Annotated in this window: 21 protein-coding genes and 1 pseudogene; 9 read left to right on the top strand and 13 right to left on the bottom strand. The window is 74.6% G+C overall.

What is annotated here, in order from left to right:
• The first annotated feature begins 49 nt into the window (after positions 1-49).
• Together ACZ6JS_RS08900 and ACZ6JS_RS08895 are read left to right on the top strand one after the other, a co-directional pair.
• Positions 50-1,252, top strand: a complete 1,203-nt coding sequence (locus ACZ6JS_RS08900; RefSeq protein ID WP_469296945.1) for a sensor histidine kinase — start codon at positions 50-52, stop codon at positions 1,250-1,252.
• A gap of 53 nt (positions 1,253-1,305) precedes the next feature.
• A complete protein-coding gene (locus ACZ6JS_RS08895; protein ID WP_469297165.1) occupies positions 1,306-1,905 on the top strand; it encodes a response regulator in 600 nt (199 codons plus the stop codon).
• Positions 1,906-2,435: 530 nt separating this feature from the next.
• On the opposite strand, the pseudogene ACZ6JS_RS08890 reads toward ACZ6JS_RS08895, so the two are convergent.
• Positions 2,436-3,120, bottom strand: a pseudogene (locus ACZ6JS_RS08890) (DNA alkylation repair protein).
• 409 nt (positions 3,121-3,529) lie between these two features.
• On the opposite strand from ACZ6JS_RS08890, the gene ACZ6JS_RS08885 reads away from it, so the two are divergent.
• Positions 3,530-3,742, top strand: a complete 213-nt coding sequence (locus ACZ6JS_RS08885) for a hypothetical protein (protein ID WP_469296944.1) — start codon at positions 3,530-3,532, stop codon at positions 3,740-3,742.
• Positions 3,743-3,859: 117 nt separating this feature from the next.
• Positions 3,860-5,941: a SpoIIE family protein phosphatase gene (locus tag ACZ6JS_RS08880; protein ID WP_469296943.1), complete on the top strand. Its 2,082-nt coding sequence runs from the start codon at positions 3,860-3,862 to the stop codon at positions 5,939-5,941.
• A 196-nt stretch (positions 5,942-6,137) separates the two neighbouring features.
• Here the strand turns inward: ACZ6JS_RS08880 and ACZ6JS_RS08875 are convergent, their stop codons facing one another.
• The 3 genes from ACZ6JS_RS08875 to ACZ6JS_RS08865 form a co-directional block, all read right to left on the bottom strand.
• A complete protein-coding gene (locus tag ACZ6JS_RS08875; RefSeq protein WP_469296942.1) occupies positions 6,138-8,102 on the bottom strand; it encodes an ABC transporter permease in 1,965 nt (654 codons plus the stop codon).
• A gap of 210 nt (positions 8,103-8,312) precedes the next feature.
• Positions 8,313-9,116, bottom strand: coding sequence for a molybdate ABC transporter substrate-binding protein (gene modA, locus ACZ6JS_RS08870; protein WP_469296941.1), 804 nt, complete (start codon positions 9,114-9,116; stop codon positions 8,313-8,315).
• Positions 9,117-9,290: 174 nt separating this feature from the next.
• Entirely contained in the window at positions 9,291-9,683 is a 393-nt protein-coding gene (locus tag ACZ6JS_RS08865; protein WP_469296940.1) for a TOBE domain-containing protein, read from the bottom strand.
• A 145-nt stretch (positions 9,684-9,828) separates the two neighbouring features.
• Here ACZ6JS_RS08865 and ACZ6JS_RS08860 point away from each other — a divergent pair, with 145 nt between their 5' ends.
• Entirely contained in the window at positions 9,829-10,218 is a 390-nt protein-coding gene (locus tag ACZ6JS_RS08860) for an RNA-binding S4 domain-containing protein (protein ID WP_076046054.1), read from the top strand.
• A gap of 136 nt (positions 10,219-10,354) precedes the next feature.
• Here the strand turns inward: ACZ6JS_RS08860 and ACZ6JS_RS08855 are convergent, their stop codons facing one another.
• Together ACZ6JS_RS08855 and dhaL are read right to left on the bottom strand one after the other, a co-directional pair.
• The gene (locus ACZ6JS_RS08855; protein ID WP_469296939.1) at positions 10,355-10,786 is read right to left on the bottom strand and encodes a PTS-dependent dihydroxyacetone kinase phosphotransferase subunit DhaM; all 432 of its coding nucleotides are present in this window, start codon (positions 10,784-10,786) and stop codon (positions 10,355-10,357) included.
• Positions 10,783-11,397 carry a dihydroxyacetone kinase subunit DhaL gene (gene dhaL, locus ACZ6JS_RS08850; RefSeq protein WP_469296938.1) on the bottom strand — a complete coding sequence of 205 codons (615 nt, stop codon included), beginning with the start codon at positions 11,395-11,397 and terminating at the stop codon, positions 10,783-10,785. The genes ACZ6JS_RS08855 and dhaL overlap by 4 nt, the downstream gene beginning before the upstream one ends.
• A gap of 229 nt (positions 11,398-11,626) precedes the next feature.
• Between dhaL and ACZ6JS_RS08845 the strand changes: the two genes are divergently transcribed.
• Positions 11,627-13,564, top strand: coding sequence for a PAS domain S-box protein (locus ACZ6JS_RS08845; protein ID WP_469296937.1), 1,938 nt, complete (start codon positions 11,627-11,629; stop codon positions 13,562-13,564).
• 71 nt (positions 13,565-13,635) lie between these two features.
• Positions 13,636-14,736, top strand: coding sequence for a lysostaphin resistance A-like protein (locus ACZ6JS_RS08840; RefSeq protein ID WP_469297164.1), 1,101 nt, complete (start codon positions 13,636-13,638; stop codon positions 14,734-14,736).
• Positions 14,737-14,743: 7 nt separating this feature from the next.
• On the opposite strand, the gene ACZ6JS_RS08835 is transcribed toward ACZ6JS_RS08840, so the two are convergent.
• From ACZ6JS_RS08835 to ACZ6JS_RS08805, 7 genes are all read right to left on the bottom strand, one after another.
• A complete protein-coding gene (locus tag ACZ6JS_RS08835; RefSeq protein WP_469296936.1) occupies positions 14,744-15,997 on the bottom strand; it encodes a vWA domain-containing protein in 1,254 nt (417 codons plus the stop codon).
• Positions 15,994-17,235 carry an AAA family ATPase gene (locus ACZ6JS_RS08830; RefSeq protein WP_469296935.1) on the bottom strand — a complete coding sequence of 414 codons (1,242 nt, stop codon included), beginning with the start codon at positions 17,233-17,235 and terminating at the stop codon, positions 15,994-15,996. Before ACZ6JS_RS08830 ends, ACZ6JS_RS08835 begins: the two co-directional genes overlap by 4 nt.
• Before the next feature lie 87 nt (positions 17,236-17,322).
• Positions 17,323-18,783, bottom strand: a complete 1,461-nt coding sequence (locus ACZ6JS_RS08825) for a hypothetical protein (protein WP_469296934.1) — start codon at positions 18,781-18,783, stop codon at positions 17,323-17,325.
• A gap of 52 nt (positions 18,784-18,835) precedes the next feature.
• Positions 18,836-20,239: an MFS transporter gene (locus ACZ6JS_RS08820; RefSeq protein ID WP_469297163.1), complete on the bottom strand. Its 1,404-nt coding sequence runs from the start codon at positions 20,237-20,239 to the stop codon at positions 18,836-18,838.
• Positions 20,240-20,450: 211 nt separating this feature from the next.
• Entirely contained in the window at positions 20,451-20,801 is a 351-nt protein-coding gene (locus tag ACZ6JS_RS08815) for an ArsR/SmtB family transcription factor (RefSeq protein WP_359123242.1), read from the bottom strand.
• Between the two features lie 115 nt (positions 20,802-20,916).
• Positions 20,917-21,744, bottom strand: a complete 828-nt coding sequence (locus ACZ6JS_RS08810) for a CbtA family protein (protein ID WP_469296933.1) — start codon at positions 21,742-21,744, stop codon at positions 20,917-20,919.
• A 12-nt stretch (positions 21,745-21,756) separates the two neighbouring features.
• Positions 21,757-21,984 carry a CbtB domain-containing protein gene (locus ACZ6JS_RS08805; RefSeq protein ID WP_469296932.1) on the bottom strand — a complete coding sequence of 76 codons (228 nt, stop codon included), beginning with the start codon at positions 21,982-21,984 and terminating at the stop codon, positions 21,757-21,759.
• Positions 21,985-22,348: 364 nt separating this feature from the next.
• Here ACZ6JS_RS08805 and ACZ6JS_RS08800 point away from each other — a divergent pair, with 364 nt between their 5' ends.
• Both ACZ6JS_RS08800 and ACZ6JS_RS08795 read left to right on the top strand, forming a co-directional pair.
• Positions 22,349-23,575, top strand: a complete 1,227-nt coding sequence (locus ACZ6JS_RS08800; RefSeq protein WP_469296931.1) for an MFS transporter — start codon at positions 22,349-22,351, stop codon at positions 23,573-23,575.
• A gap of 82 nt (positions 23,576-23,657) precedes the next feature.
• Positions 23,658-24,293 carry an alpha-ketoglutarate-dependent dioxygenase AlkB gene (locus ACZ6JS_RS08795; RefSeq protein WP_469296930.1) on the top strand — a complete coding sequence of 212 codons (636 nt, stop codon included), beginning with the start codon at positions 23,658-23,660 and terminating at the stop codon, positions 24,291-24,293.
• Positions 24,294-24,434 lie beyond the last annotated feature (141 nt).

Below are 24,434 nucleotides of genomic sequence, written 5' to 3'. Positions count from 1 at the left end.
ACCGCCGCGGACGCCCGGCGACGGCCGGGCCCGCGTAGATTCCCCGGGCATGCACCGAATTCACCGCACCGGCCGGGACTGGGCCGTGGACCTCGCCCTGGTCCTGTTCGCGGCCTGCTTCGCCGCCGTCAGCTCGCAGTCCATCCCGGTGCCGGAGGATCTGGGCCAGGGCTGGCGGACCGCCGACCAGCTCGCCGGCGGGCTGGGGTGCGCCGCGCTCCTTTTGAGGCGTCGCCGGCCGGTGTCCCTGGCCGTGGCCCTGATCCTGGCCGGCACGCAGACCCACTACATGACCGGGCCGGCGATGGTGGCGGTGTTCACGGTGGCCGCGACCAGGCCGTGGCGTGCCACGGCCTGGGTGGCGGCGCTGGTCTTCGTCCCCCTGCCCGTCTTCCTGTGGCAACTGCCGGACCTGCCCGAGGACCGCGCGGGTTCGGCCCTGACCTACTTCGCCCTCATTGCCGGGGCCATCGGCTGGGGGCTGTTCCGGCGCTCCCGCGCACAGCTGATCGCCTCGCTTCGGGCGCGCGCCGAACTCGCCGAGGCGGACGCGCAGGCGCGGGCCGACCGGGCCCGGATGGAGGCGCGCGAGGAGATCGCCCGCGAGATGCACGACGTGCTCGGCCACCGGCTGACCCTCCTGAGCGTGCACGCGGGCGCCCTGGAGTTCAATCCCGGCGCCCCGCGCGAGGAGATCGAGCGGGCCGCCGGGGTGATGCGCGAGAGCGCCGGCCTGGCGCTGCGCGACCTGCGCGAGGTGATCGGCGTACTGCGCTCCGGCTCGGGGTTCGAGGAAGGGGAGCGGCCGCAGCCGGAACTCGCGGACCTGGACCGGCTGGTCGCTGAGGCACGGTCCGCGGGCGGGCGGATCGAGCTGACCGGGCCGCCCGTGGGCGCCGCGCCCCCGGCGCTGGTGGGGCGTACGGCCTACCGCATCGTCCAGGAGGCGCTGACCAACGTACGCAGGCACGCGCCCGGCGCGGCCGTCGACGTGCGTGTGGCCGGGGGCCCGGGGGACGGCCTGACGGTGGAGATCCGCAACGCGCGGCCGCCCGGACCGGACGCCGCCCCCGCCGACAGCGGGAGGGCCCCGGGACCGGGCGGCGGGCAGGGCCTGGTCGGCCTGGCGGAGCGCGCCCGGCTGGCCGGCGGGGAACTCACCGCCCTCCCCGCCGGCGGAGGCTTCCGGGTGCACGCCTGGCTACCCTGGCAGGGCCGACCGGAACGGGTGAAGGGGGAGGGGGCCGGGTGATCCGCGTACTGCTGGTCGACGACGACGCGATCGTCCGCGCCGGGCTGCGTCTGATGCTGGGCGGCGCCCCGGACATCGAACTCGTCGCCGAGGGCGCGGACGGTTCCGAGGCGGCGGGGCTGGTCGCCGCGCACGCCCCCGACCTGGTGCTGATGGACATCCGGATGCCCGGTGTCGACGGGCTCGCCGCCACCGAGGCGCTCCGGGCGCGGCCGGGAGCTCCGGAGGTGCTCGTCCTGACCACCTTCCACACCGACGAGCACGTCGTGCGGGCGCTGCGGGCCGGCGCTGCGGGGTTCCTCCTCAAGGACACCCCGCCGCAGGAGATCGTGACGGCGATCCGCACGGTGGCCGCGGGCGACCCCGTGCTCTCCCCGGCCGTCACCCGCCGGCTCATCGACCAGGTGGCGGGCGACACCGGCCGGGGATCGCGGGCGTCTCTCGCCCGCGCCCGGCTGGCACTGCTGGCCGGTCGCGAGCGGGAGGTGGCGACGGCGGTCGGGCGGGGCCTGTCCAACGCGGAGATCGGACGGGAACTCCACCTGGCACTGCCCACGGTGAAGACCCACGTGTCCGGGATCCTGACCCGCCTGGGCCTCAACAACCGCGTCCAGATAGCCCTGTTGGTCCACGACGCGGACGAACCGGTCTGACAGGCCCGTCTCCGTTCGGGTCGGACCGGTCCGTGACGTCCAGGGCGACAGGCACGGGGCTCTGCGTACTGCGGAGCCCGCCGTCCCTGCTCCGACTCGGCCTCGTGGAGGGACGGTTGTACAGGACCGCCCCGTGGCGCGACACCGGCGCAACCGGCGCCGGGGTGACGGCGGTCTCCGGCCCGGGGCGGCCCGCAGGGGGTTGATTCCCTGCCCCCGGAAGGCGACCCGCGTGCCATCAGGGTTGTACGCCGCCGGATCCGGCGAAGACATGTTCGGAGCCGTCCGCGCGCACCTCACCCGTGCCGCGGAAATGCCGACTTCTGCGGCCCCGGTGCCGATCGCGCATGGTGGGCCGGTCATTCCCGGGGGCGGCCGCAGAGAAGGGACGGGGCGCGACGGGGCGCCCCTCTCGGCGAACTCCTCGCAGTCCCCCGGCGGTTTGCCCGCTGAGCCACCCCCGACATCCGCCCCGGGGGCGCAGTGCTCTTCCTGCCGCGCGGAGAAGCACACCCACGGCGGTTTTGGCCTCACGACACCGGAGGGGCCTGGCGGCGGACCATCTCGGCGATCCAGTCGGGGGCGAACGGAGAGGTGCAACCGGGCGGAGTGGGATGGTCCTTGAGGACCTGGAGGCGCTCGCCGATGGCGATCGCATGGGCGCGGTGCTCCGGATGCTCGATGCCGATCTGCGCCAGGCAGTGGTTCATCGCCCACTGCAGGCGGTCCGCAGCGTCCCTCGTCTCCGCCTCGATGACGTCGAGCAGCCCCGCGAGGTCGAGGCCCTCCGGTTCTTCGCCACGCGCTCCGTCGTCAGCGCCCAGCCGGCGCCCGCCACCGCCGGATCCGGGTCCGCCGTCCAGGCCAGGCGCGGCTCCTGCGCGTGCCGGTTCTTCTTCACCACGTAGTTCACGAGCCAGTCCTGGACCTTGGGCGTCCGTGCCCTGCGCAGCATGGCGTCCAACTCGTCCCGCCCGAACGCCCTGGGGTGGCAGACCAGGACGGCCGGCAGCCTCGCCGCCGTGTCCTGCGTGGCCCAGAGCTCGCGCGCCAGCTCCTGCTGCGTCTTCAGCCGTTTCGCGAGGGCGTGAAGCCTGCCGAGGTTCACTCCGTGGTCGTCGCCGTGTTTCTCGTTCACCGCGCGTGCCATGGGTCCTCGAGCGCGGCCAGCTCGGCCGGAACCTCGGCCAATCCCGTCCCGGTCGCCTCCGCCACTTCGGACTCCTCTCCCTCCGGTACGGGACCGCGGCAGTGGGCCGGCCCGCAAGCCCGGCGGACGCCCCGAATAGATGGTGGATGCAATGGAATTGCGTGGAATCCGGCCGGATCCGGGGCGTGCCCGAGATGCCGATCGCCGGGGCGGTGATTAGTATCATTCGTAGGTAGCTGTGGCAACTGCGGGACTCGCACCCTTTACCCGCGGTGAATACGCCGGAGCGCGAGGCGTGCGGCACATCGCACCCGCCCACAAGGTCCGTGGCCTCAACGAGGCCGCGTTGACGGGGAATGCGCGCAATTCAAGAGATCTGTACGGCCACAGGTGCAGCCGTGTACGTCCTTTGCCGAGGAGGAAGAACAAATTTTCGTGCCATAGCAACGAGAAGGGTTCTCAACCATGCGAGCAATGAGAGTCAAGCGCCTCTTCGCGGCGTCCGCCATCGGCGTTCTGATGGCCGGCGGAGCCCTGGGAGCCGCAGGCACCGCCTCGGCGGCGACCCCCACCCAGCCCGTCTCCTACGTGAGCGGCGGCGGAGGCTGGGACCACGACAGGGGTGGCCACCACGGCTGGTACGACGACGACGACGACCACCGTGGCGGAGGCCACGGCGACTGCTGACACCAGCGCATACTGTGCGGCCCGCGCGACGGGCCGCACAGTGTCGTGTCCCGCCGCGGAGCCCGCCGTCGACCGCCCCGCAGGGACACCGGCGGGGGACAGTGAGACCCTGGCTGCATGGCCCGTAGGGGAGACGTTCCCGAGGTCGACTGGCCCGCGCGGCCGGACACGAGCCTTGCGCTCAACCGCATGGGCACGTTCGACTGGGACCTCGACAGCGGGCGGATGCACCTGGATCCCACCGCCCTCGAGGTCCTCGACCTGCGCCCTGACGAGTACAGCGGCACGCCCGCCGGGCTCCGCGCGCGCATCGCACCCGCCGAGGAGGCCCGGCTCGACTCCCGGGTCGCCCAGGCGATCAAGGACGGCCGGAGCCACTACGGGGCCTACGTCCGCAGCCGGCGCCGCGACGGGTCACCGGCCTGGACCCACATCCAGGGGCACATCCTGAGGGAGCCGGGCGGCCGCCCGTACCGCGTCATCGGCATCCTCCGCGACGCCGCCCACGACCCGGGAGAGCCCGGAGCCGCCGGGGAGCAGGACGAGGGGCGCCGCCGGATGACCGGAGTCGTCGAGCGGACCACCGCCATCCTCGCGCACGCCCGAACCGTCAACGACGTGACCGACATCCTCAAGGACCCCCAGGCCCTCGGGCACCTCGGCGCGGTCAGCGTGATGCTGGGCGTCGTCGACGGGGGCCGCATCCACCTGGTCGCGGAGGGCCGGCTCGGCACGTACGCCCCCGAGATCGAGTACACGAGGATCGACGCCCGGTTCCCGATGAGCGTTGCCGTACGCACCATGCAGCCGGTCTTCATCGTCTCGCGCCAGGAGTTCCAGGACTCCTACCCCGAACTGTGGCCCTACATCGAGCCGCTGTCCGTCCACAGCGGGGTCTACCTGCCGTTGATCGCCCAGGGTCGGCCCGTCGGCGCCCTGGGGCTTCTCTACGCACGCGAGGGCGACTTCACGGCGGAGGAACGCAACCTGCTGATGGCACTGGGCAGCGGAGTCGCCCAGAGCCTCCAGCGCGCCATCCTCTTCGAGCAGGAGCACGACCTCGCCGAAGGGCTCCAGCGGGCCATGCTGCCCCGCCGGATCCCGACGGTGCCGGGCGCGCTGATCGCCGTACGCTACCGCTCCGCCAGGATGGGGCGGGACATCGGCGGCGACTGGTACGACGTGGTCCCGCTCGGCGGCGGCCGGGTCGGCGTGATGATCGGCGACGTCGAGGGACACGACACGGACGCGGCCGCCGTCATGGGGCAGCTGCGCATCGTGATGCGCGCGTACGTGGTCGAGGGCCACACGCCCGGCGCGGCGATGGCCCGGGCCTCCGCCTTCCTGCGCGAACTGGAGACGGAACGCTTCGCCACCTGCACGTACGCCGAGCTCGACCTCAGCAGCGGAATGCTCCAGATGGTCCGTGCCGGCCACCTCGACCCGGTCGTGCGGCGGGGTGACGGCAGCTGCCACCGGATCCAGGTGGCGGGCGGCCTGCCGCTCGGTCTCCCGCCCCGCGCCCCGACCGCTGAGGCGGGCTCCGGCTACCCCGTGACCAGCCTGGAACTGCATCCCGGAGACACCCTGGTGCTGTGCACGGACGGCCTGGTCGAACGGCCCGGAGCCGACCCCGACACCGGCATGCGCGAGCTCATGGCGGCGCTCCACAGCGGCCCCGCGGACGTCGAGGAACTCGCCGACGTGCTGTGCGACCTGGTCGGGGACTCGGGCGGCGGGGACGACATGGCCCTGCTCGTCCTGCGCCGCCGCGGTACGCCCACCGGGCGTGGCGGCGGACCCCTGCGCCAGCGCCTGGACCCGGGGGACACCGAGGCCCCGGCCCAGGCCCGGCACCTCATCCGGGCGGCGGTGGCCGCCTGGGGCGCCCGGGACCGGGCGGACGAGATCGAGCTGGCGGCGGACGAGCTGATGACGAACGCCCTCGTCCACACGGACGGCGGCGGCCACATCAGCATGCGGATCACCCCGGAGGGCCGGATCCGGGTCGAGGTCGAGGACTCCAGCAGCGCCCTCCCGAGGCGGCGCGACGCGGACGACTGGGCGGTGTCCGGGCGCGGCCTGATGCTGGTGGAGCAGCTCGCGGACGCCTGGGGCGTGGAGCCGCGGGGCGGCGGCAAGTGCGTGTGGTGCGAGTTCGCGGTGAACACTCCGCAGGGCGCGGACCAGCCGTCCTGAGGGGGCTCGCCCTGAGGGGTGTCCGCGGCGGGAGGCCCGCGCCGAGGGGGCGAGCGCTAGGCCGCGCCGACCGCGGCGTACAGCTGCGGAGCAGCTCCCTGTCAGCCCGGCCGTGCCGCCGGCCCGGGGCTTCGGCGGTGGCCACGGCCGCAGCCTGCGGGACGCAGCCGGCACCGCCGCCCATGTCGGGGAAGGCCTACAGGCGTACCAGTGTGACCTCGGTGGCCTTCACGCTCGTCCACACCTCGGAGCCGTCGGCCAGGCCGAGTTCGGCCGCCGCGTCCGGGGTGATCTCGGCGACCAGGTCGGGCGCCTCGGCCGACGCGATCAGCAGGCGCAGTCGGCTGCCCACCGCGGTGATCTCCCGGACGGTGCCCGGCCACACGTTGCGGGGGCTCCCGCCCGGGCGGTCCCGGTGCACCGACACCGCCTCCGGAGCGATGATCGCCAAGGCCTCGGCCCCGTCGGGCAGGGTCTCGGCGACCACCAGGCGGCCGCCCGCCGCGAGGGCGAGGCCGTCCGGGGAGGCGATGCCCGGCCAGGCGTTGCGCCCGAGCATACGGGCGACCCACGGGGACCGCGGGTGCCGGGAGACCTCGGCGGGCGGCGCGTCCTGCAGGACCCGGCCGTCGGCCAGTACGAGGACCCGGTCGGCCAGCGACACCGCCTCGACGGGGTCGTGGGTCACGATGAGGCAGACCCCGCCGAAGCCGGCCAGGTGCGTGCGCAGGGTGTGCCGTACGCGGGCCCGGGTGGTCTGGTCGAGGGCTGCGAGCGGCTCGTCGAGCAGCAGGAGTCGCGGGCGGGCGGCCAGGGCCCGGGCGAGCGCGACCCGCTGGGCCTGGCCGCCGGAGAGCTGGGACGGCTTGCGCTGCGCGAGGTGGCCGACGCCCAGGCGGTCCAGCCAGGCCTGGGCCTCGCGGCGGGCGTCGGCGCGCGGTACCCGGCGGGCGCGCAGCCCGTAGGCGGTGTTCGCCAGCGCGCTCAGGTGCGGGAACAGCGCACCGTCCTGCGGGACCCAGGCCACCTGCCGCTTGTGGGGCGGCAGGGCGGTGACGTCGGTGTCGCCGAGCCGCAGGTCGGCGTGGGCCCGCGGGGTCAGGCCGAGCAGGGCGCGCAGCAGGGTGGTCTTGCCGGCGCCGTTCTCGCCGACGACGGCGATGGTCGTGCCCGGTTCTGCCTCGAGGGTGAGGCGGTTGAAGCCGGTGACGGCGGCGCGCAGGGCCCAGGGCTCCGGCTCCGCGGCGTGCGCCGCGGGCCCCGTCGGCGCGGTGCCGGCCGAGGCGGTGTAGCCGACCGGCGCCGGGGCGGGGGAGGGTGCCTCTTCCGGGGCCGGTCGCGGCCCGGTGACCGCCCCGCGGTCGACCGGGGTGCCCGTCCAGCGGCCGCGCAGCGCGATCAGTACGGCCATGGCGATCGCCAGGAGGAGCAGTGAGACCGAGGTCGCGGCCTCGGGCCGGTCCTGGAGCAGCAGGTACACCTGGAGCGGCAGGGTCTGGGTGGTGCCGGGCAGGTTCCCGGCGAAGGTGATGGTCGCGCCGAACTCGCCCAGCGCCCGGGCCCAGGTGAGGGCGGCGCCGGCGACCAGACCGGGCGCGACCATCGGCAGGGTCACCGTGAAGAACACGCGGACCGGCGACGCGCCGAGCGAGGCGGCGGTCTCCTCGTAACTCTGCTTGAGACCGCCGAGGGCGCCCTCCAGGCTGATGACCAGGAACGGCATGGCGACGAAGGTCGCTGCGACGACGGCGCCCGAGGTGTGGAAGGGCAGGGTGATGCCGAAGGACTCCTCCAGCCAGGGCCCGAGCAGTCCGCGGCGACCGAAGCCGAGGAGCAGGGCGACACCGCCCACGGTCGGCGGCAGCACCATGGGGAGCAGCACCAGCGAGCGGACCAGGGCCTTGCCCTTGAAGCTCACCCGGGCCAGCAGCCAGGCCAGCGGCACGCCGAGGGCGAGCGAGAGGCCCAGCGCCCACAGGGACACCAGGAGCGACAGCTTCAGGGCCTCGACCACGCCCGGGCTGCCGAGGTGTTCTCCGAGGTCGCCCCACGGAGTGCGGACGAGGATCCCGATCAGCGGCAGCAGCAGGAACGCGACGGCGAGCAGCGCGGGAAGCGCCAGGGCCACCGGGGGCCGGGTGCGGGTACGGAGTCTGCTCACGGGACTTCCTGGCTGGGGCCGGCGTGGCCGGGCGGGGCGGGGTTGTCGGGCAAGGCCGCGCAAGGGGCGCAAGGGGGAAGCGTATGCGGGGGGCGGCCGACGGACGCGGGTGCGCGCGGGCACGCCGAAAGGGGCCGTTCGTCCCCCCGGACCGGACAGCCCCTTCGGCCGCCCCGCCCCCGCCGCCGTCAGGGTCGGGAGCGGCGCCGCCTACGGCTGCTGGAAGCCTGCGTCCTGGAGGATCTTCTGCGCCTCGGGGGTGCTCAGCCAGGCCACGAACGCGGCCGCGGCCTCGGCGTTGCCGGACTGCTTCAGCGTGGCGGCCGGGTAGGAGGCCACGGCGTTCTGGGCGTCGGGGATCTCCACGGTGACGACCTTGTCGCCCGACTTGGCCGAGTCCGTCCTGTAGACGAGGCCGGCGTCCGCCTCACCCAGCTCGACCTTGCTCAGGACCGCGCGGACGTTGGGCTCCTGGGAGACCGGCTTCACCTCGATCTTCTGGGCGTCGATGATCTGCTTGCTGTAGCGGCCGACCGGCACCTCGGGCGCGGCGAGCACGACCTTGACCTTGGTGTCGGCGAGGTCCCTGAGCTCGTCGATCTTGAACGGGTTGCCCTTGCCGGCCGCGATGACCAGGCGGTTCTTGGCGATGATCCTGGCGTCGCCGGTCTCGGCCTTCAGCCCGTCCATGGTCTTCGTGTCGGCGGTGACCAGCGCGTCGGCCGGGGCACCCTGCTTGACCTGCGCCGCGAGCTCCTGCGAACCGGCGAAGGAGAACGTCACCTTCGTGCCGGGGTGGGACTTCTGGTACGCCGCGCCCGCGGTTTTGAAGACGTCGGTGAGGGAGGAGGCGGCCAGGACGGTGAGGTTGGTCCGCGGCGCGGCGGACGCCGCCGGGGCGGCCGGTCCGGAGTCGGAGGGCTCTTCGTCGCCGCAGGCGGTCAGGCCGGCGACCAGGACGGCGGACAGAACGGCAGCGGCGGCGGCGCGGTGGCGGATCGGGGTCGGGGACATGAGCGCGGGCTCCTCGTTCGGGTCGCGGCCGGCCGGGTGCCGGATGCGCGCGGTGGTGACCCGCGCCGGTGACGGACGGAGCGGGCGGGGACGGTTCGGTGCCGCCGGGCGGTGGTACCGGGTCGTGGGCGGGCGGAGACCGGGCAGCGGCGGAACCGGGGCGGCGTCTGCGGTTCAGGCGCGGTCGATGTGCACGCTCGTGGACTTCACACGGGCGGTGGCCCGCATGCCGACCTCCAGCCCGAGTTCTTCGACGGCCTCGCGGGTGAGCAGGGAGACCAGGCGGTGGGGACCGGCCTGGATGTCGACCTGGGCGGAGACGTCGCCGAGCCGGACGGCCGTGACGATGCCCGGGAAGGCGTTGCGCGCGGAGGTGTACGGCTCTGCGTCCTCGTGGGCGCCCTGCCCTGCCTCCACGCAGAAGGCGGCCAGATCGCGGCCGTCGATCAGACGGCGGCCCACCTCGTCGCGATGGGTCACGATCCGGCCGACGTCGGCCCAGCGGCGCGCGGTGTCGGGGCTGACGCCCAGCAGTCGCGCGGCCTGTCCGATGGTGTAGGACTGCATGTGCGACACGGTAGGCGCATGCATGGCGCATGTGCAATTCTCTTGGGGGGATCGCCATGGTAGGTGCGAGGAGCCTTGGCGCATCTGCCAATAGGCGAGGAAATGCGTTCCCTGCCGCGGGGACCACAGCACTAGAGTCGGGGGCATGGCAGATGAGGTATCGGGGACGGAAACGGGCACGGTGCGGGTCGACGCGTGGATCTGGTCCGTCCGTCTGACCAAGACCCGCTCGATCGCGGCGACGGCCTGCCGGGCGGGCCACGTGAAGGTCAACGGGGAGCGTGCCAAGCCGGCGCAGGCGATCCGGGCGGGGGACGAGGTCCGGCTCTTCCACGCGGGGCGCGAGCGGATCGTCGTCGTCAAGCGACCCGTGTCCAAGCGGGTGGGTGCGCCCGTCGCCGCCGAGTGCCTGATCGACAAGAGCCCGCCGCCGCCCACCCCCGTGGAGGCCGCGGTCGTCGGTATCCGCGACCGGGGTACGGGCCGCCCCACGAAGCGCGACCGCCGCGAGATCCAGTCCCTGCGCGGACGCTGAAGCCGGCCCCGGCCGGCCGCTGCGGTGTCTCTTACCGGTCGGGCCGGCCTGCGGCGTCCACCGCGGCCGCGCCGCGCGTTGCCGCCGCCGGCGGCAACGGCGGCCCCTCGGGCCGACGGCCGCGCCGCACCGCGGCTCAGACCTTGCGGTAGGCGTACGCCTCGGCGGCGGCCTCCGCGACCTGTGCCAGCGGGGCGCCCGCGGAGGCGGCGACCAACGCCGCCACCGCGCCCTCGACGAACGGCGCGTCCACCAGCCGCGAGTCGGTCGGCAGTTCATCCTCCAGCAGCAGCGCCTTCACCGTCAGCACCGAGCTCCCGAGGTCCGCGAGCAGCGCGACCCCGGCACCCCGGTCCACCTCGCGCGCGGCCTCCACGATCCGCTCCGCGCTCGTGCCGAGGCCGCCGGCGGACGTGCCGCCGGCGGCTGCCACCGGAGCCACCGGTCCGCCCGCCGCCAGGCCCCCTGCCAGCTCCGCCACCGACTCGGCGACCGCCGCGCTGTGCGAGACCAGCACCACCCCGACCAGGGCGGGCCGTGTACCGCCGGTGCCGTCTGCGCCCGTCACCGTGCGCCCTCCGTGCGCTCCGCCACGTCCGCGAGCGCCCCGAGCAGCAGCGCCGACGAGGTCGCGCCCGGATCCTGGTGCCCGATGCTGCGCTCGCCCAGGTAGCTGGCCCGACCCTTGCGCGCCTGCATCGGTACGGTGGCGAGGGCCCCGTCCTCCGCCGCGCCCGCCGCCGCCCGGTACGAGGTGGCCAGCGCGGCCACGCCCGGCAGCAGCGCGTCCAGCATCGTCTTGTCGCCCGGCGCCGCTCCGCCCAGCCGAGCCACCGCGCCGACCCCCTTGTCCAGGGCCTCGCGCAGCTCCTCGTCGGACACCTCGGGCGCCTCCCCGAGCTCCTTGCCGGTACGGCGCAGCAACATCCCGTACAGCGGTCCCGAAGCGCCGCCGACCGTCGAGATCAAGGTCCGCCCGGCGAGCTGGAGCACCGCGCCCGGCGCTTCCGGGACCTCCGCGTCCAGCGTCGTGCGCACCGCCGTGAATCCCCTGCGCAGATTGCTCCCGTGGTCGGCGTCCCCGATGGGGGAATCCAGCTCCGTGAGCCGGTCCGCCTCGCGCTCCACGGCGGCCGCGGCGGCCGCCATCCAGTCCCGGAAGAACTCTGCGTCACGCACCGGATCTCCTCGCCTCGCGTCCGCCCCGGCCAGTCCTCCCGCCACCATAGATCAGCGCCCCCGCCGCGGCGCCGCCCGTCCGTAAGGGGGCGACCCGCCCTGACGCCGACGGTGCCGCCAGTGCGCAGAAATGGTCAATTGGCGCCGCATGTGGTCAACCGGAAGCGCGAGATTCGGCCACGTGGTCGGATGTCTGCTTCTGCGGGATTCGACGAGTGCGAGGCGCAGCGTGGCAGCGACGACTGAAGAGCCTTTCAGGGCTCTGCTGGAAGCGGCACCGGACGCGATGGTGATCGTGGACGACTCCGGGGTGATCCGGCTGGTGAACGCACAGACCGAGGCCCTGTTCGGCCATCCCCGGCGGGAACTCCTGGGCCGCCACATCGAGATACTGGTCCCCGAGCGGTTCCGCGGCCACCACCCGGGCCACCGGCTCGGCTACGCGGCCAGCCGCCAGGTCCGCCCGATGGGCGCGGGCCTGGTCCTGTACGGCCTGCGCCGGGACGGGCGCGAATTCCCCGTGGAGATCAGCCTGAGCCCGCTGGAGACCCCGGAGGGCCTGCTGATCTCGGCGGCCGTGCGCGACGTGAGCGAGCGCCGGGCCGCCGAGGAACGCTTCCGGGCCCTGCTGGAAGCGGCACCCGACGCGATGGTGATCGTCGACGAGCGCGGCGCGATCCAGCTCGTCAACGCGCAGACCGAGGCCCTCTTCGGGTACGCCCGGGAGGACCTCCTGGGAAGACCCGTCGAGGTGCTCGTACCGGAACGGTTCCGCGGGCACCACTCCGACTTCCGTCACGGCTACTTCGTCAACCGCAAGACCCGCCCCATGGGAGCGGGCCTGGAGCTGTACGGCCTGCGCCGCGACGGCGGCGAGTTCCCGGTCGAGATCAGCCTGAGCCCCCTGGAAACCCCCGACGGAACCCTGGTCTCCGCCGCCATCCGCGACGTCACCGAACGCAAGTCGGCGGAGGAGATGCTCGCGAAACTCTACGAGCAGCAGCGGCACGTCGCGCTCACCCTCCAGCGCAGCCTCATGGGATCCCCGCCGGACGTACCGGGGATGCCCACGGCGAGCCGGTACTTCCCGGCCCGGCAGGGCGCCGGGGTGGGAGGCGACTGGTTCGACCTGATCCCGCTGGGCGGCGGCCGGGTCGGCGTGATGGTCGGCGACGTGATGGGGCGCGGCCTGGACGCCGCCGCCGTCATGGGCCAGCTCAGATCCGCCTCCCACGCGCTGGCCAAGACCGGGATGCCGCCCTGGCAGCTCATGCGCGCCCTGGACGCGGTCGTCAGCGAACTGCCGGACCAGTTCGTCACCTGCTGCTACCTGGTCGTCGACGCCGATTCGGCCGAGATCACCATGTGCTCGGCCGGACACCTGCCGGTCCTGCTCGTCGCTCCGGGCGGCGAGGTCACCCGGCTGCCCGTCGAGGTGAGCGTGCCGCTCGGGGTGGGGGAGGTGCCCCACCACGAGACCCGGCACACCGTCGAGCCCGGATCGGTGCTCGCGCTCTACACGGACGGCCTGGTCGAGACGCCGGACAGCGACATCGAGGGCCAGGTGGACGGCCTCGCGGCGGCGCTGGAGAAGGCTGTCGCGACCTCGGACGGCCTGGAGGAGGCCGCCGACCGGCTGCTGGGCGACCTGCTGCCGGAGGTCGACGAGAACCCCGACGACGTGACCCTCCTGCTGGTCCGCATTCCCGACACCCCCGTCACCTCGCAGAGCATGCTCCTCGCAGCGGACCCGAGCAGCGTCGCCGCGGGCCGCCGGTTCCTGCGCTCGACCCTGGCCCTGTGGGGCAAGGACGACGACCAACTCCGCGAGACCGCCTGCCTGCTCACCTCCGAGCTGCTCTCCAACGCCGTGAGCCACAGCCGCGGGCCCGTCCGGCTCCGCCTGCGCCAGGCCGGCCGCGAACTCAGTGTCGAGGTCTGCGACGGCAGCCCGGTCCTGCCGCAGGCCCGCTTCGCCGCCCCCGACGCCGAGTCCGGCCGGGGACTGCTCCTCGTCGACTCCCTCGCCGCCTCCTGGGGAACCCTCCCCACGGCCGAGGGCAAAGCCGTCTGGTTCTCGTTGCCCCTGCCCGCCCCACGCCCCGCGCCTTTCTCGGACCGGCCGGCCGGGCGCGGGGCCGGCGGGCCCCGTGCGACAACCGACTGAGCCCCGGGGCGGCCACGTGATCGAATGGGCGTGTGAACGGTCGTGACGGAAAGGGTCCCGCTGTGTCAGACATGCCCCCGCCGAACGTGTGGGCCGCGCCGCCCGCGGGCCCTCCGCAACGGCCGGCTCCGGCGTACGGGGGGCCGCCCACCGCCCTGGGCGGCCCTCCGTACGCCTATGGGCCCCCGCGACCGCCGACCGAGACCGCGCCGGCCGGCAGCGCCTATCACGAACAGGCCCGCAACGGACGGCAGAAGGCGCCGCAGCGCATCGGGGAGCTCCTCCTCGTCATCGTGGGGAACCTGGCCGTACCGCTGGTGGTCATCGCGTTCGGCGCCCTCGCCTGGTACGCGCTCGGGCTGGACTTCGCACCCGAGGACGGCGACCGGATCCTCGGCGACCCGCTCGCCGACGAGGCACTCGCCCTGCTCTCCATAGCCGCCGGCCTCCCCGTCGTGCTGCTCGCCGTCCGCTGGTGCGGCAGCCGCCCCGCCGGTACCGCGGCATCCGTCGCCGGCCGACTGCGCTGGGGGTGGCTGGCCCGCTGTGCGGCGGTCGCCTTCCCGCTGATCGTGCTCCAGATGGGCGGGCTGGCGCTGTGGGGCTACCTCGACGACGGCGAGGAGTCCCTCGCCGGCGACTTCCCCGGCTGGTCCGGGTTCGCGCTCGCACTCGTCGTGCTGTGGGCGCTGATCCCCTTTCAGGCCGCGGCCGAGGAATTCGTCTTCCGGGGCTGGCTCGCCCAGTTCTTCGGCGGATTCCTCAAGTCACCCTGGCCCGGAACCGTCCTCGCCTCCGTCCTCTTCGCCGTCGCGCACGGCTTCGGCGAGTGGTCGGGATTCGCCCTGCTCTTCTACTCCGCCCTGTGGTGGGGATGGCTGACCATCCGCACCGGAGGCCTCGAGGCCGTCATCGCGGTGCACGTGGCGAACAACATGACCGCCTACGCCGTCACCGCCGCCCTGGGGCAACTGGCGGAGTCGGGGAACGCGGCGGACGCCCCGTGGCAGGCGCTCGTCCTCGAACTCGTCGCCGCACCCGCGTACTGCCTGCTGATCGCGAAGCTCGCCACCGCCCGCGGCGTACGGCGCCTCGGCCCGGTGGAGCCCGCCGTCGACGCGGAGTCCGCCGGCAACGCCGAGCCGGCCGGGCGGGCGGAGCCGCCCGCATAGGCGCGGCTCACCGGCCGGCGGACGATCCTATCTCCACCACCCGGGCCCAGGGCGGCGTCCGGTCCGGCCGGTAGCGCGGGCCGTCCTCGTCCCACCGGGGGGCCCTGGGACGGGAGAAGAGTCCCACCACCGTGCGGCAGGGCGGGCGGACGGCGGGCCAGGCCGTCTGCCCGTCCGTCAGGACCACGATGACGTCGGGCGGCGGCCCCGACCGCAGCGACCTGGCGAAGCCCGCGCGCAGATCCGTGCCGCCGCCGCCCAGCAGCGGAATGCCCTCGCCCTCGCACAGCGGGTGCACGATCCGGGCCGCCGCGTCGCACGGCACGACGGTGACCAGGTCGCGGCGGCCGCCCACGGCCTGGGAGATCGCCGCGACCTCCAGGAGGGCGCTGCCCAGTTCGGAGTCGCTGACCGACCCGGAGGTGTCGATTACCACGGAGACCCGCGGGGGCCTGCGCCGCAGGCTCGGCAGGACGACACCGGGCAGTCCGGCCGAACGCCGGGAGGGCCGGCCGTAGCTGTAGTCCTCGCCGGCGCCAGCGCCCGAGGCCGCCGACCGGACGGCCGCGCCGAGCAACTCCCGCCACGGCTGCGGCGGGTGGAAGGCCTCCTCCGCCCACCTCTTCCATCCCTTCGGGGCGGTGCCCGGCCGCCCGTTGATCCCCTGCGCCACCCGGAACCGGACGCCGTCCTGCTCCTGCTCGCTCAGGCCGTGCGCGCCGTCCGGCCCGAGGTCCCACTCACGGTCCATCCCGTCGGCGCCGCTGCCGCAGTCCAGCCAGACCAGGCCGTCTGTCCGCGGCCCGAGCCCGAACCGGCGCAGATAGTCCTCCATCAGCTCGCCCCCCGACAGCCCCAGGTCCTGCGGGGTGACGGCGCCCGCGGGCCGGAGCAGCCCGTCGCCGAACACGTCGTCGTTGATCTCCAGGTCCGCGGCGATGTTCATCCGCAGCCGCGCCCCGGGTCCTTCCAGACCCTGGAGCCGCGCGGCCCTGTCACCGCGCCCGTGGTGGTCGCGCAGCAGGTGCGACACCTCGTGGACCCAGACGCCGGCCAGTTCCTCCACCGGCGTCCGGTCCACGAACCCCGCGGAGACGTACACCCGCCAGTACCGGTCGACGGCCATCGTCGGCACCTGCCGCGACTCCACGGTGTGCAGGGCGAACAGGGCCGTCGCGAGGTACGGCCGGACCCGCGCGGCATGCAGCCTGGCGGTGTAGAGCTTGTCGAGGTCCAGCGCGCCCGGCGCCCCGGCGCTCATGGGCGGGCGCCCGCGTGGACGCCTGTACGGACCGCGGTCCGCTCCGCCGCCCGGTCCGCGCGCCGGGACAGGTCCACCACCCCGGCGAGCCGCTCGATCGCGGCCGGCACGTCCCAGTCCTCCCGGCGCAGAGCGGCCAGCGAGGTCGCGGGGACGACCACCAGGTCCGGAGCGCCCGTCTCCAGCGCCCGGACCATGATCGTCCACGCTGCGTCCCAACGGGACTTCTCCGGGCGCCGGTTGACCGCCGCCACGATCCCGTCCAGGACGGCCTGGCGCTGGTCTCCCCGCTCGGGCAGATCGGCGCCGGCCGGGTCGGCGAGCAGCGCCTCGGGGTCCGGGAGTTCCATCCGGTCCAGCGCGGCGAGCAGTTCCAGCGCAGGACCGTCCCCCACGGTCCCCCTGGCCAGCATGGAGAGCACCTCCCTGGAGGAGCCTGCCGCGGTGGCGAAAGCGATCAGGCGCAGCGTCATGTCCCAGCTGCGGGGCGACGGCCAGGCGCCGCCGCGCCGCGTCTCACCGGAGGGCAGGCGGTGCACGAGCGGGGGCCGGGTGGTGAGGAACCCGCACACGGCACGGCGGGCGAAGTCCACGGCGGCCGGCAGCGCCTGCGCGTCGAGGCGCGGCAGGGTGGCCCGCGGCCAGGTCCCGCCGAGACCGCGTACGACGACATCGTGGTCGTGGGTCCACTGGAGGTGGACGAACCGGTTCGCCAGAGGCGGGCTCAGTTCCCAGCCGTCGGCCGCCGAGGACCGCGGGTTGGCGGCCGCCACGATCCGCACGCCGGACGGCAGTTGCAGGGCGCCGATCCGCCGCTCCAGTACCAGGCGCAGCAGAGCGGCCTGCACGGCCGGGGGCGCGGTGGACAGCTCGTCGAGGAAGAGCAGCCCGCGCCCGGCCCGTACCAGGCGCACCGCCCAGTCCGGCGGGGCCATCGGGACGCCCTGCTCGGCCGGGTCGTCGCCGACGACGGGCAGCCCGGAGAAGTCGGACGGCTCGTGCACGCTGGCGATCACCGTGGTCAGCGGCAGGTCCAGGGAGGCGGCGAGCTGGGTCAGGGCGGCGGTCTTGCCGATCCCCGGCTCGCCCCACAGGAGGACGGGCAGGTCCGCGGCGACGGCCAGGGTGAGGGCTTCGAGCTGGTTGTCAAGGCGCGGCTCGGTGGTGGTCTCGCCGAGCAGGGCCAGCAGATCGCCGGCGACGTCGAGCTGGGAGACGGCGGGCATGGTCATGGGCATGAGTGGTCACCTGTGGGGTTCGTGAAGGGTGGACGGCTGAGCGGTCGAGCGTGCAGGGTGGAGGAGCACGGCGGGGCGGGCCCCGGCCTACGGCGTGGTTCGCCGGGCGCCGGGCCGCTTTGCGGACAGCCCTCGGGCGGCCCGGCGGGAGCGACGGGGCTTCGGGGGGAGGCGGTCGGGACCCGGTCCGGCCAGGCCCGCGCGGAACAGCCCGTAGGTGATGCGCCGTCGGGCGGCCGCCTCCAATGCGTCCAGCAGGGCGCCGGGGCGCAGCAGCGCGTCGGCGCCCAGAAGCCCCTCGACGACGGCCAGCGCCCCGGCGACGTCTCCGTGGTCCAGGCGTTCGCGGACGCCGGTGAGGCAGTCCGGTCGGCGGTGGGCCGCGTCGATGGCCCGGAGGCAGGGCAGGGGAGTCCCGGACAGGGCCGCCAGCAGTTCTTCGCGCCGGACCTCGGCCGGGTCGTGGTCCAGGGGTGTCAGCACCCCGTCGACGAGGCCGATGCGGTGCCGGGCTCCGCGGCATTCGACGAGGCCCGGCCGCCCCGGAGCCGGGTCCGCACCCGCATCCGGGGTCCGCGAGGGTGCGGCCGGCGCACGCTCCGGTGACAGGGCGGCGGCGACCAGCGGGTGCAGCCGGTCGGCCGCGATGGAGCCGGTGCGGAGGAGTTCCAGGTCGGGGAGCACGCGGGCGGCCGCGTCGGGCAGGACGGGCAGTGCGTGGGCGCTGCCGTCCCTGGGGGCAGCCCCGATCCGCAGCGACGGCATCCCGGCAGCGGGCCCGGGTCCGGGCCCGTCCGCCCCCGCGACCAGGTCCAGGACCAACCGCTGCCGGGCGCCGAGCCGGACGGTGACGCTGCCGGTGTCCCGGCCCTCGGCCCGGAGCACGATCCCGGCCTCGGCGGCCCACGTGTCGACGGCGCAGCCCTGTTCCGGGGGCAGTGCTCGGGCGAGGTCCGGATCCGGTCCCGGCGGGCCGCCGCAGGACGGCCGGCGGGCTCCGGAGCGGACCCGCAGCTCGGGCGCCCGGCGGGCGTCCCACAGGTGGCGGTGCAGGTCGAGGCGGAAGCGCCGGTCGGGGCGGGACCCCCTGTGCGGACCGGCGCCGGCGATTCCGGACCCGGAGCCGTCCCACAGGGCGAGGCTGATGCGCTGCCCGCCGTCCGCCCAGGCGGGCGGGGTGCGGGCCACGAGGTGCACCGGGGGCGCGGTGTCCTCGGGCCCGGCGGCGTCGTATTGGGCCAGGGTGAGGGTCAGGCCCGGGCGCAGCAGTCCGTCGGGAGCGACGCGGGGCATGTGCCAGCGCAGCAGGTCCGGAGCCAGGTGGCGCAGGTCGGCCCGGATCCGGTCCGCGAGGTCGCGGCCGTGCGAGCGGGCCAGGGAACGCAGGTTGAAATCGACGTCGAAGCCTGCGGCGGCGCATGCCGCGGACCAGTCGCCGGCGTGCCGGCGGGCGGTCGCAGTCTCGATCATGGATGCCGGCACGGCGTACTCGCGTACGCGGAGCCAGAGGGCGAGGCGGGAGTCCCTGTTCGCGGTCCGAGTGAGCATCAGCACTCACCTTGCGCGGTGGGGACCTCCGATCCGAGAGTGGAATGAGTGGTCATCGCGGTGATCGTAGCGATCCCTGCCGCGACCGGCGAGGGGTTTTCCGCCCGGTGCGGTTCCGCCCGGGCCAGTGGTGGTGGTGCTGGTCGATGACGTAGGGGTGGCCGTGCAGCCAACCGCCCCCGGCCGGACGGGCGTCGGCGAGGTGCGGGTGACCGGGCGGCAGGTCCGGGTGTACGTGGTCCAGCCGGTCCGGGTCGTGGACCGGCCAGAGCGCCGCCGCGGCGGCGGTCGCGCCCAGGGCGACGGCGCCCAGGGCCGCGACGGTCAGCGGCAGACCGGTCCACGGGGCCAGCCACCCGGCGAGCGGGTAGGTGAGGAGCCAGCAGCCGTGGGAGAGGGAGAACCGGGCGGCGAAGGCGGCGGGCAGGTCCGCGTCGGCGGTGGAGCGGCGGACCACGCGCCCGCCGGGCGTCAGGACGGCCGAGCAGGCGGCTCCGATCGCCGCCCACGCCACCAGGAGCGCGGGCCAGGTCCAGGCGCCGGGGGCGGTCGCGGTGAGCAGGGCCACCGCGGCGAGGACCGCCGGGAGGGTGGAGGCGGCCCGGAGCATCACCGCACGGTCGGTGGAGCGCCGCAGGAGTCGCGGCAGGGCGAGCGCGGCGAGCACGGACCCGGCCCCGTACGCGGCGAGGGCGACCGAGACCGCTCCGGCCGGGAGGCCGAGGTGGCCGCGGACGGCGGCGACGGTGTCCACGAAGACGACGGCTCCGGCGGCGGCGACCGCCAGGTCGAGGGCGAGCAGGGCCCGCAGCCGCGGAGTCGCCCGGAACAGGCGGGTGCCGAAGGCGGCCTTGGCGCGGAGCGCGCCGGTCCGCCGGACGGGAGCGGGCCGGGGCAGCGCCGTGGCGGTGACGAGCGCGGCGGAGGCGAGGAAGCCGACGACGGTGCCCGCGAAGAGCCGGTCGTAGGAGACCACGGTGAGCAGCGCCGCAGCCAGGACCGGACTGAACAGGCTCTCCAGGTCGTAGGCGAGCCGGCTCATCGACAGGGCGCGGGTGTAGTCCTCTTCGTCGGGCAGGACCTCGGGGATCGTGGCCTGGAAGGCCGGGGTGAAGGTTGCGGAAGCCGCCTGCAGCAGGAAGACCAGGACGTGGATCTGCCACACCTCGGTGACGAGGGGGAGGACCAGTGCCACGGCGGCGCGGGTCAGGTCCGTCGCTGCCATGAGGACGCGCCGGGGCACCCGGTCGGCTGCGGCCGTCACCAGCGGTGCGACGGTCACATACGCGATCATCTTGATCGCCAGTGCGGTGCCGAGGACCGCCGGGGCGCCGTCGCCGGCGAGGTCGTACGCGAGCAGGCTCAGCGCGACGGTGGCGAGCCCGGTGCCGACCAGGGCGACGACCTGGGCGGTGAACAGGCGGCGGTAGGTGCCGTTGCGCAGAACTGACAGCACGGACGGCGCGGACGGTACGGACGGCACGGAAGGAGAGGACGGCAAGGGCGGCCCCGTTCCGGTCGGCGGATCGATGACGCGATTCCAGCGTAGCCAACATGTGCGTACTTGTGCACGCATCCGGTGCGGCCCCGCGGTGAATCGGGCGGTCGGGGCCGCCGCTCCGGATCCGGCCGGCCGGATCGCATGGAGCCGGGTCCCCGTGGAGGGCTCAGTCGTGCGGCGGGAGGGAGCCGATCTCGTGGTCGGCGACGTTCATGGCTTCGTCCACCAGCCGGCGCAGGTGCCCGTGGCGCAGGGCGTAGACGACGCGGCGCCCGTCCTTGCGGGTGGTGACCAGCCCGGCGAGACGGAGCTTGGCCAGGTGCTGGCTGACGGAGGGACGGGCCGCCCCGCAGGCCTCCGTCAGTGTGGTGACGTCGGCCTCCCCCCGGCCGAGCCGCTCCATCAGCGCCAGGCGCGTGCGGTCCGCGAGCAGGGCCAGAACGGACGCGGCGACCTCCAGCCGGTCGCCCCGTACCTGCGAATCCTGCGCACCTGCCGGGCGCGTGCCTGAACTCATGCGGACATCGTAGGGCGGCGCTGGGGAAGCGTGCGCCGTTGCGCACGCGTGCGAACGTGCACGGGCCCCGCAACCGGCGGGGGTCGCGGGGCCCGTGGACGGACGTGGCGCTGGGTCAGCCGAGGGCGGGCGCCTGCTGCTGGGCCCTCACTTCCGCGCCCTCGGTGCGCGTGTCCAGGAGCTTCTGCGCCAGGACGCCGAAGACGACGGCGAACACCGTCCACAGGACGAGCTGGACGGCCAGCGAGGCCATTCGGAACTCCCACAGCAGGGCCGCGGGGAAACCGGGCTGGACCGCGTCGCTGTTGTCCGGCAGGAACACGAACGCCAGGGCGGTGGCGACGACGAAGCCGCCCGCCGCGGCCAGCGTCGCGTTCCAGTTGCCCAGGCGCGGTGCCAGCCGTCGTCCGAGGACGATCGCGCCGACTCCGAGCAGCACGCTCAGCAGGATCATCAGGAAGAACAGCGTGGTGCGCTGCCCGATCGTGTCCGGGTTGCCCACGGCCGGCGGGGTCGCCGGGTACTTGAGGAACGGCACCAGGTAGACCAGGGCGAACGCGCCCGCCCCGGTGAGCGCGGCCGTGGCCCGCGGGCTGAACCCGCCGACGCGGCCGAGGGCGAACGAGAACGCGAGCGAGGCGATGCCGCCGAGCGCGACCCCGTAGACCAGGACGCCGGTGGCCAGGCCGACGGTCGACTGGACCGGCCGGCTGACGAGTTCTTCCTCCTCCTCGGCGGCCCCGCCCGACGCGGCGTCACCCCCGTGGCCGGCGTGACCGCTCGGGGCGCCGGCGGCGTCCTGGGCGGCGGCCTCCTCCACGGCGATGGAGCCCCGTACCGGCGGCTCACCCACCACGTAGGCGACGGCGAAGGCGAACAACCCGGCGATCAGGCCCGCGAGCATGCCGCGGACCAGTAGACCTCTGACAGTGGAGGCGTACATGTGAGCGGCCCCTCAGTGGCAGGGGAAGCCGAGCAGGTGGCGACCGTCGTGCACCCACTCGTGCACGCCCTCGCCGGAGAACACGGCGGTGGCGCCCTGCTCGGCCCCGACGAAGTAGAGGGCCACGAGCATCAGGAGACCGACGAAGACCGCCCAGGGCAGTACCGCGCGCACGGGCAGCGGCGCCGACGGCGAGACGGCGGGGGTGGATATGGCAGCGGAAGCGAAAGCCTCGGCCATGATGGAACCTCCTTGGGGAACAACGCGTCCCATACGGTGGTGCAGGACGACGGTCCTCGGGTCTGACTCGCCGCGAAGCCCTCCTGGAGGGCGCCGCAGCACACAGTGGCGCGACCATGCCGGATTCACACCGGGCTTCCGTCTCGCCGTCGTCGCTATGTGGAAATGTCGCCGTGACGCTACCGTGCGGCGGGCCCGCGGCCAAGACCGTGAGTTCCTGATCACACACCTACGCTGCGGTAATACCGTTTCGGACCGCGTCGGAAAACACCGAGCGCCCCGCGGCTGGCTGTGACTACTGCTAGAATCACCGCCGTTGGCCTTCGGCGTGCGTGCTCCGTGCATGCGTCCGGAGGCTTTTTTCATGCCTTCGCACCTGACCACCAGCCATGACCCCACCCCCACCCCCTCCTTCGGCTACCGCAAGCTGCTCCGCACCAGGGAGTTCGGCGGCCTGTACGTCAGCTTCGCCCTCACCGCCGCCGCAGGCGCCCTGTCGGGCATCGCGCTCGGCACGCTGGTGGACCGGCAGACCGGTTCGCCGTTCCTGACCGCCCTGAGCATGTACGGGGCCACCTTCGCGACGGTCCTCGGCGCCCTGACGCTGATGTCGGTCGCGGACGGAAAGCGGCCGCGCCGTACCCTCCTCCTGCTCCAACTCGCCTCGCTCACGGGCGTCTGCGCCCAGGCGGTCCCCGGGCTGCCGCTCGCGGCCCGCTTCGCCCTCCTCCTGTTCCTCGGCTTCTTCCAGTCCCTGGGGACCGGCGCGCGGCTCGGGCTGCTCGCCGAGGCCGTGCCGGCCGCCGGTTACGTGCCGGCCCGTTCGCTGATGAACGTCACCGCGGGCGGCACGGCGATCCTCGGCTACGCCGGTGGCGCCGTACTACTGAGGTACGCGGGCCCCCAGGGGGTCTTCGCCGTCGCCGCCTGCCTCACCGCCCTCGGGGCGGCCGTGGTCGCGGCCACCGTCCGCGAGCACTCGGTGCGTCTCACCCGCCGGCCGGGCCTGCGGCAGACCTGGCGGACGAACGCCGAACTGTTCTCCCACCCCGGCCGGCGGGCCCTGCTACTGGCCCTGTGGGTCCCCAACGGTCTGATCGTCGGCTGCGAGGCCCTGTTCATCTCCTACGACCCCGCCCACGCAGGAACCTTCCTGGCCGCCGGAGCCGCCGGCATGCTCCTCGGCGACCTGGTCGTCGGCAGGCTGCTCACCGCCGGGCGGCGCCGCCGCCTCACCTCCGCCCTGCGGCTGCTGCTCGCCGCTCCCTTCCTGCTCTTCGCGGTCCACCCGCCCGCCCCGGTCCTGACGGTCGCGGTGTTCCTCGCCAGTGCCGGGTTCGCGGCCACCCTGCCCCTTCAGGAACGGCTCCTGGAACTCACCCCCGAGGCGATCCGCGGGCAGGCCCAGGGGGTCGAATCGGCGGGACGGATGACCTGGCAGGGTCTGGGCGCCGCGATCGCCGGGGGCCTGGCCCAGTGCCTCGGCGCAGGCCCGGCGATGGCCCTCGCCGCCGCGGCCTCGCTCGCCGTCACCCTCCTCACCCTGCTCATCCGGCCGTCCCGCCGTGCGGGCGCCGCTCCGCCGCTCTGACGGCCGGCCGGTCGCGGGAGCCCGAGTGCGGCGCGTTCGGCTATTCGTGCACCTGTTCGGTTATGGGGGCTAGGCTGGAGCCATGCACGCGCTCCAGGGCCTCCAGGGTTCCCTCTTCGACCAGGGCGACGAGATCGGTCTCGGCCCCCTCGACGGGCTGCGCCGGACCGAGCTCGGCGCGGGGGCCTGGGTCGAGCACCTGTCCGGCTGGCTGCGCGGCGCCGACGCGCTCTTCGAGCGGCTGGCCGCCGACGTGCCGTGGCGCGCCGAGCGGCGGCAGATGTACGAGCGCGAGGTGGAGGTGCCCCGGCTGCTCGCCTTCTACGGCGAGGGCGAGGCCCTGCCGCACGCCTCGCTGGTCGAGGCCCGCGACGCGCTGAGCGGCCACTACGCAGTCGAGCTGGGTGAACCGTTCACCACCGCCGGGCTGTGCCTGTACCGCGACGGACGGGACAGCGTCGCCTGGCACGGCGACCGGACCGGCCGCTCCTCGACCGAGGACACCATGGTCGCCATCGTCTCCGTCGGCGACCCGCGCGATCTTGCCTTCCGCCCCCGCGACGGCGGGCCCACCCTGCTGCGCCTGCCGCTGGGCCACGGCGACCTCGTGGTCATGGGCGGCTCCTGCCAGCGGACGATGGAACACGCCGTACCGAAGTCGGCGCGGGCCGTCGGGCCCCGCATCAGCGTGCAGTTCCGAACCCGGGGCGTGCGCTGACCGGCGGTCCGGCGCGCTCCGCAGCCACCGCGGCCCGTCGTGGACGATCACGGGGGCGCGCGTCGATCGCGGCGCATCTGCCGCGAGTCCGTCCGTCCGGACACGCGACTCCGGCCGTCCGGGACATCGGGGCCTCCAGGG

It is taken from the genome of Streptomyces sp. NPDC046349, from assembly GCF_055587885.1.
Note: the sequence above shows the minus strand (reverse complement) of the source record. Positions and strands in the feature narration are given on the sequence as shown.

Excerpts from the sequence above, each read along its gene's own strand:
- ACZ6JS_RS08810 (WP_469296933.1), bottom strand. The coding sequence starts at position 21,744 with ATGTACGCCTCCACTGTCAGAGGTCTACTGGTCCGCGGCATGCTCGCG.
- ACZ6JS_RS08895 (WP_469297165.1), top strand. The coding sequence starts at position 1,306 with ATGCTGGGCGGCGCCCCGGACATCGAACTCGTCGCCGAGGGCGCGGAC.
- modA (WP_469296941.1), bottom strand. The coding sequence starts at position 9,116 with ATGTCCCCGACCCCGATCCGCCACCGCGCCGCCGCCGCTGCCGTTCTG.
- ACZ6JS_RS08825 (WP_469296934.1), bottom strand. The coding sequence starts at position 18,783 with ATGCTCACTCGGACCGCGAACAGGGACTCCCGCCTCGCCCTCTGGCTC.
- ACZ6JS_RS08840 (WP_469297164.1), top strand. The coding sequence starts at position 13,636 with ATGCCCCCGCCGAACGTGTGGGCCGCGCCGCCCGCGGGCCCTCCGCAA.
- ACZ6JS_RS08885 (WP_469296944.1), top strand. The coding sequence starts at position 3,530 with ATGAGAGTCAAGCGCCTCTTCGCGGCGTCCGCCATCGGCGTTCTGATG.
- ACZ6JS_RS08900 (WP_469296945.1), top strand. The coding sequence starts at position 50 with ATGCACCGAATTCACCGCACCGGCCGGGACTGGGCCGTGGACCTCGCC.
- ACZ6JS_RS08815 (WP_359123242.1), bottom strand. The coding sequence starts at position 20,801 with ATGAGTTCAGGCACGCGCCCGGCAGGTGCGCAGGATTCGCAGGTACGG.
- ACZ6JS_RS08800 (WP_469296931.1), top strand. The coding sequence starts at position 22,349 with ATGCCTTCGCACCTGACCACCAGCCATGACCCCACCCCCACCCCCTCC.
- ACZ6JS_RS08805 (WP_469296932.1), bottom strand. The coding sequence starts at position 21,984 with ATGGCCGAGGCTTTCGCTTCCGCTGCCATATCCACCCCCGCCGTCTCG.
- ACZ6JS_RS08865 (WP_469296940.1), bottom strand. The coding sequence starts at position 9,683 with ATGCAGTCCTACACCATCGGACAGGCCGCGCGACTGCTGGGCGTCAGC.
- ACZ6JS_RS08835 (WP_469296936.1), bottom strand. The coding sequence starts at position 15,997 with ATGAGCGCCGGGGCGCCGGGCGCGCTGGACCTCGACAAGCTCTACACC.
- ACZ6JS_RS08860 (WP_076046054.1), top strand. The coding sequence starts at position 9,829 with ATGGCAGATGAGGTATCGGGGACGGAAACGGGCACGGTGCGGGTCGAC.
- ACZ6JS_RS08880 (WP_469296943.1), top strand. The coding sequence starts at position 3,860 with ATGGCCCGTAGGGGAGACGTTCCCGAGGTCGACTGGCCCGCGCGGCCG.
- ACZ6JS_RS08830 (WP_469296935.1), bottom strand. The coding sequence starts at position 17,235 with ATGCCCATGACCATGCCCGCCGTCTCCCAGCTCGACGTCGCCGGCGAT.
- ACZ6JS_RS08795 (WP_469296930.1), top strand. The coding sequence starts at position 23,658 with ATGCACGCGCTCCAGGGCCTCCAGGGTTCCCTCTTCGACCAGGGCGAC.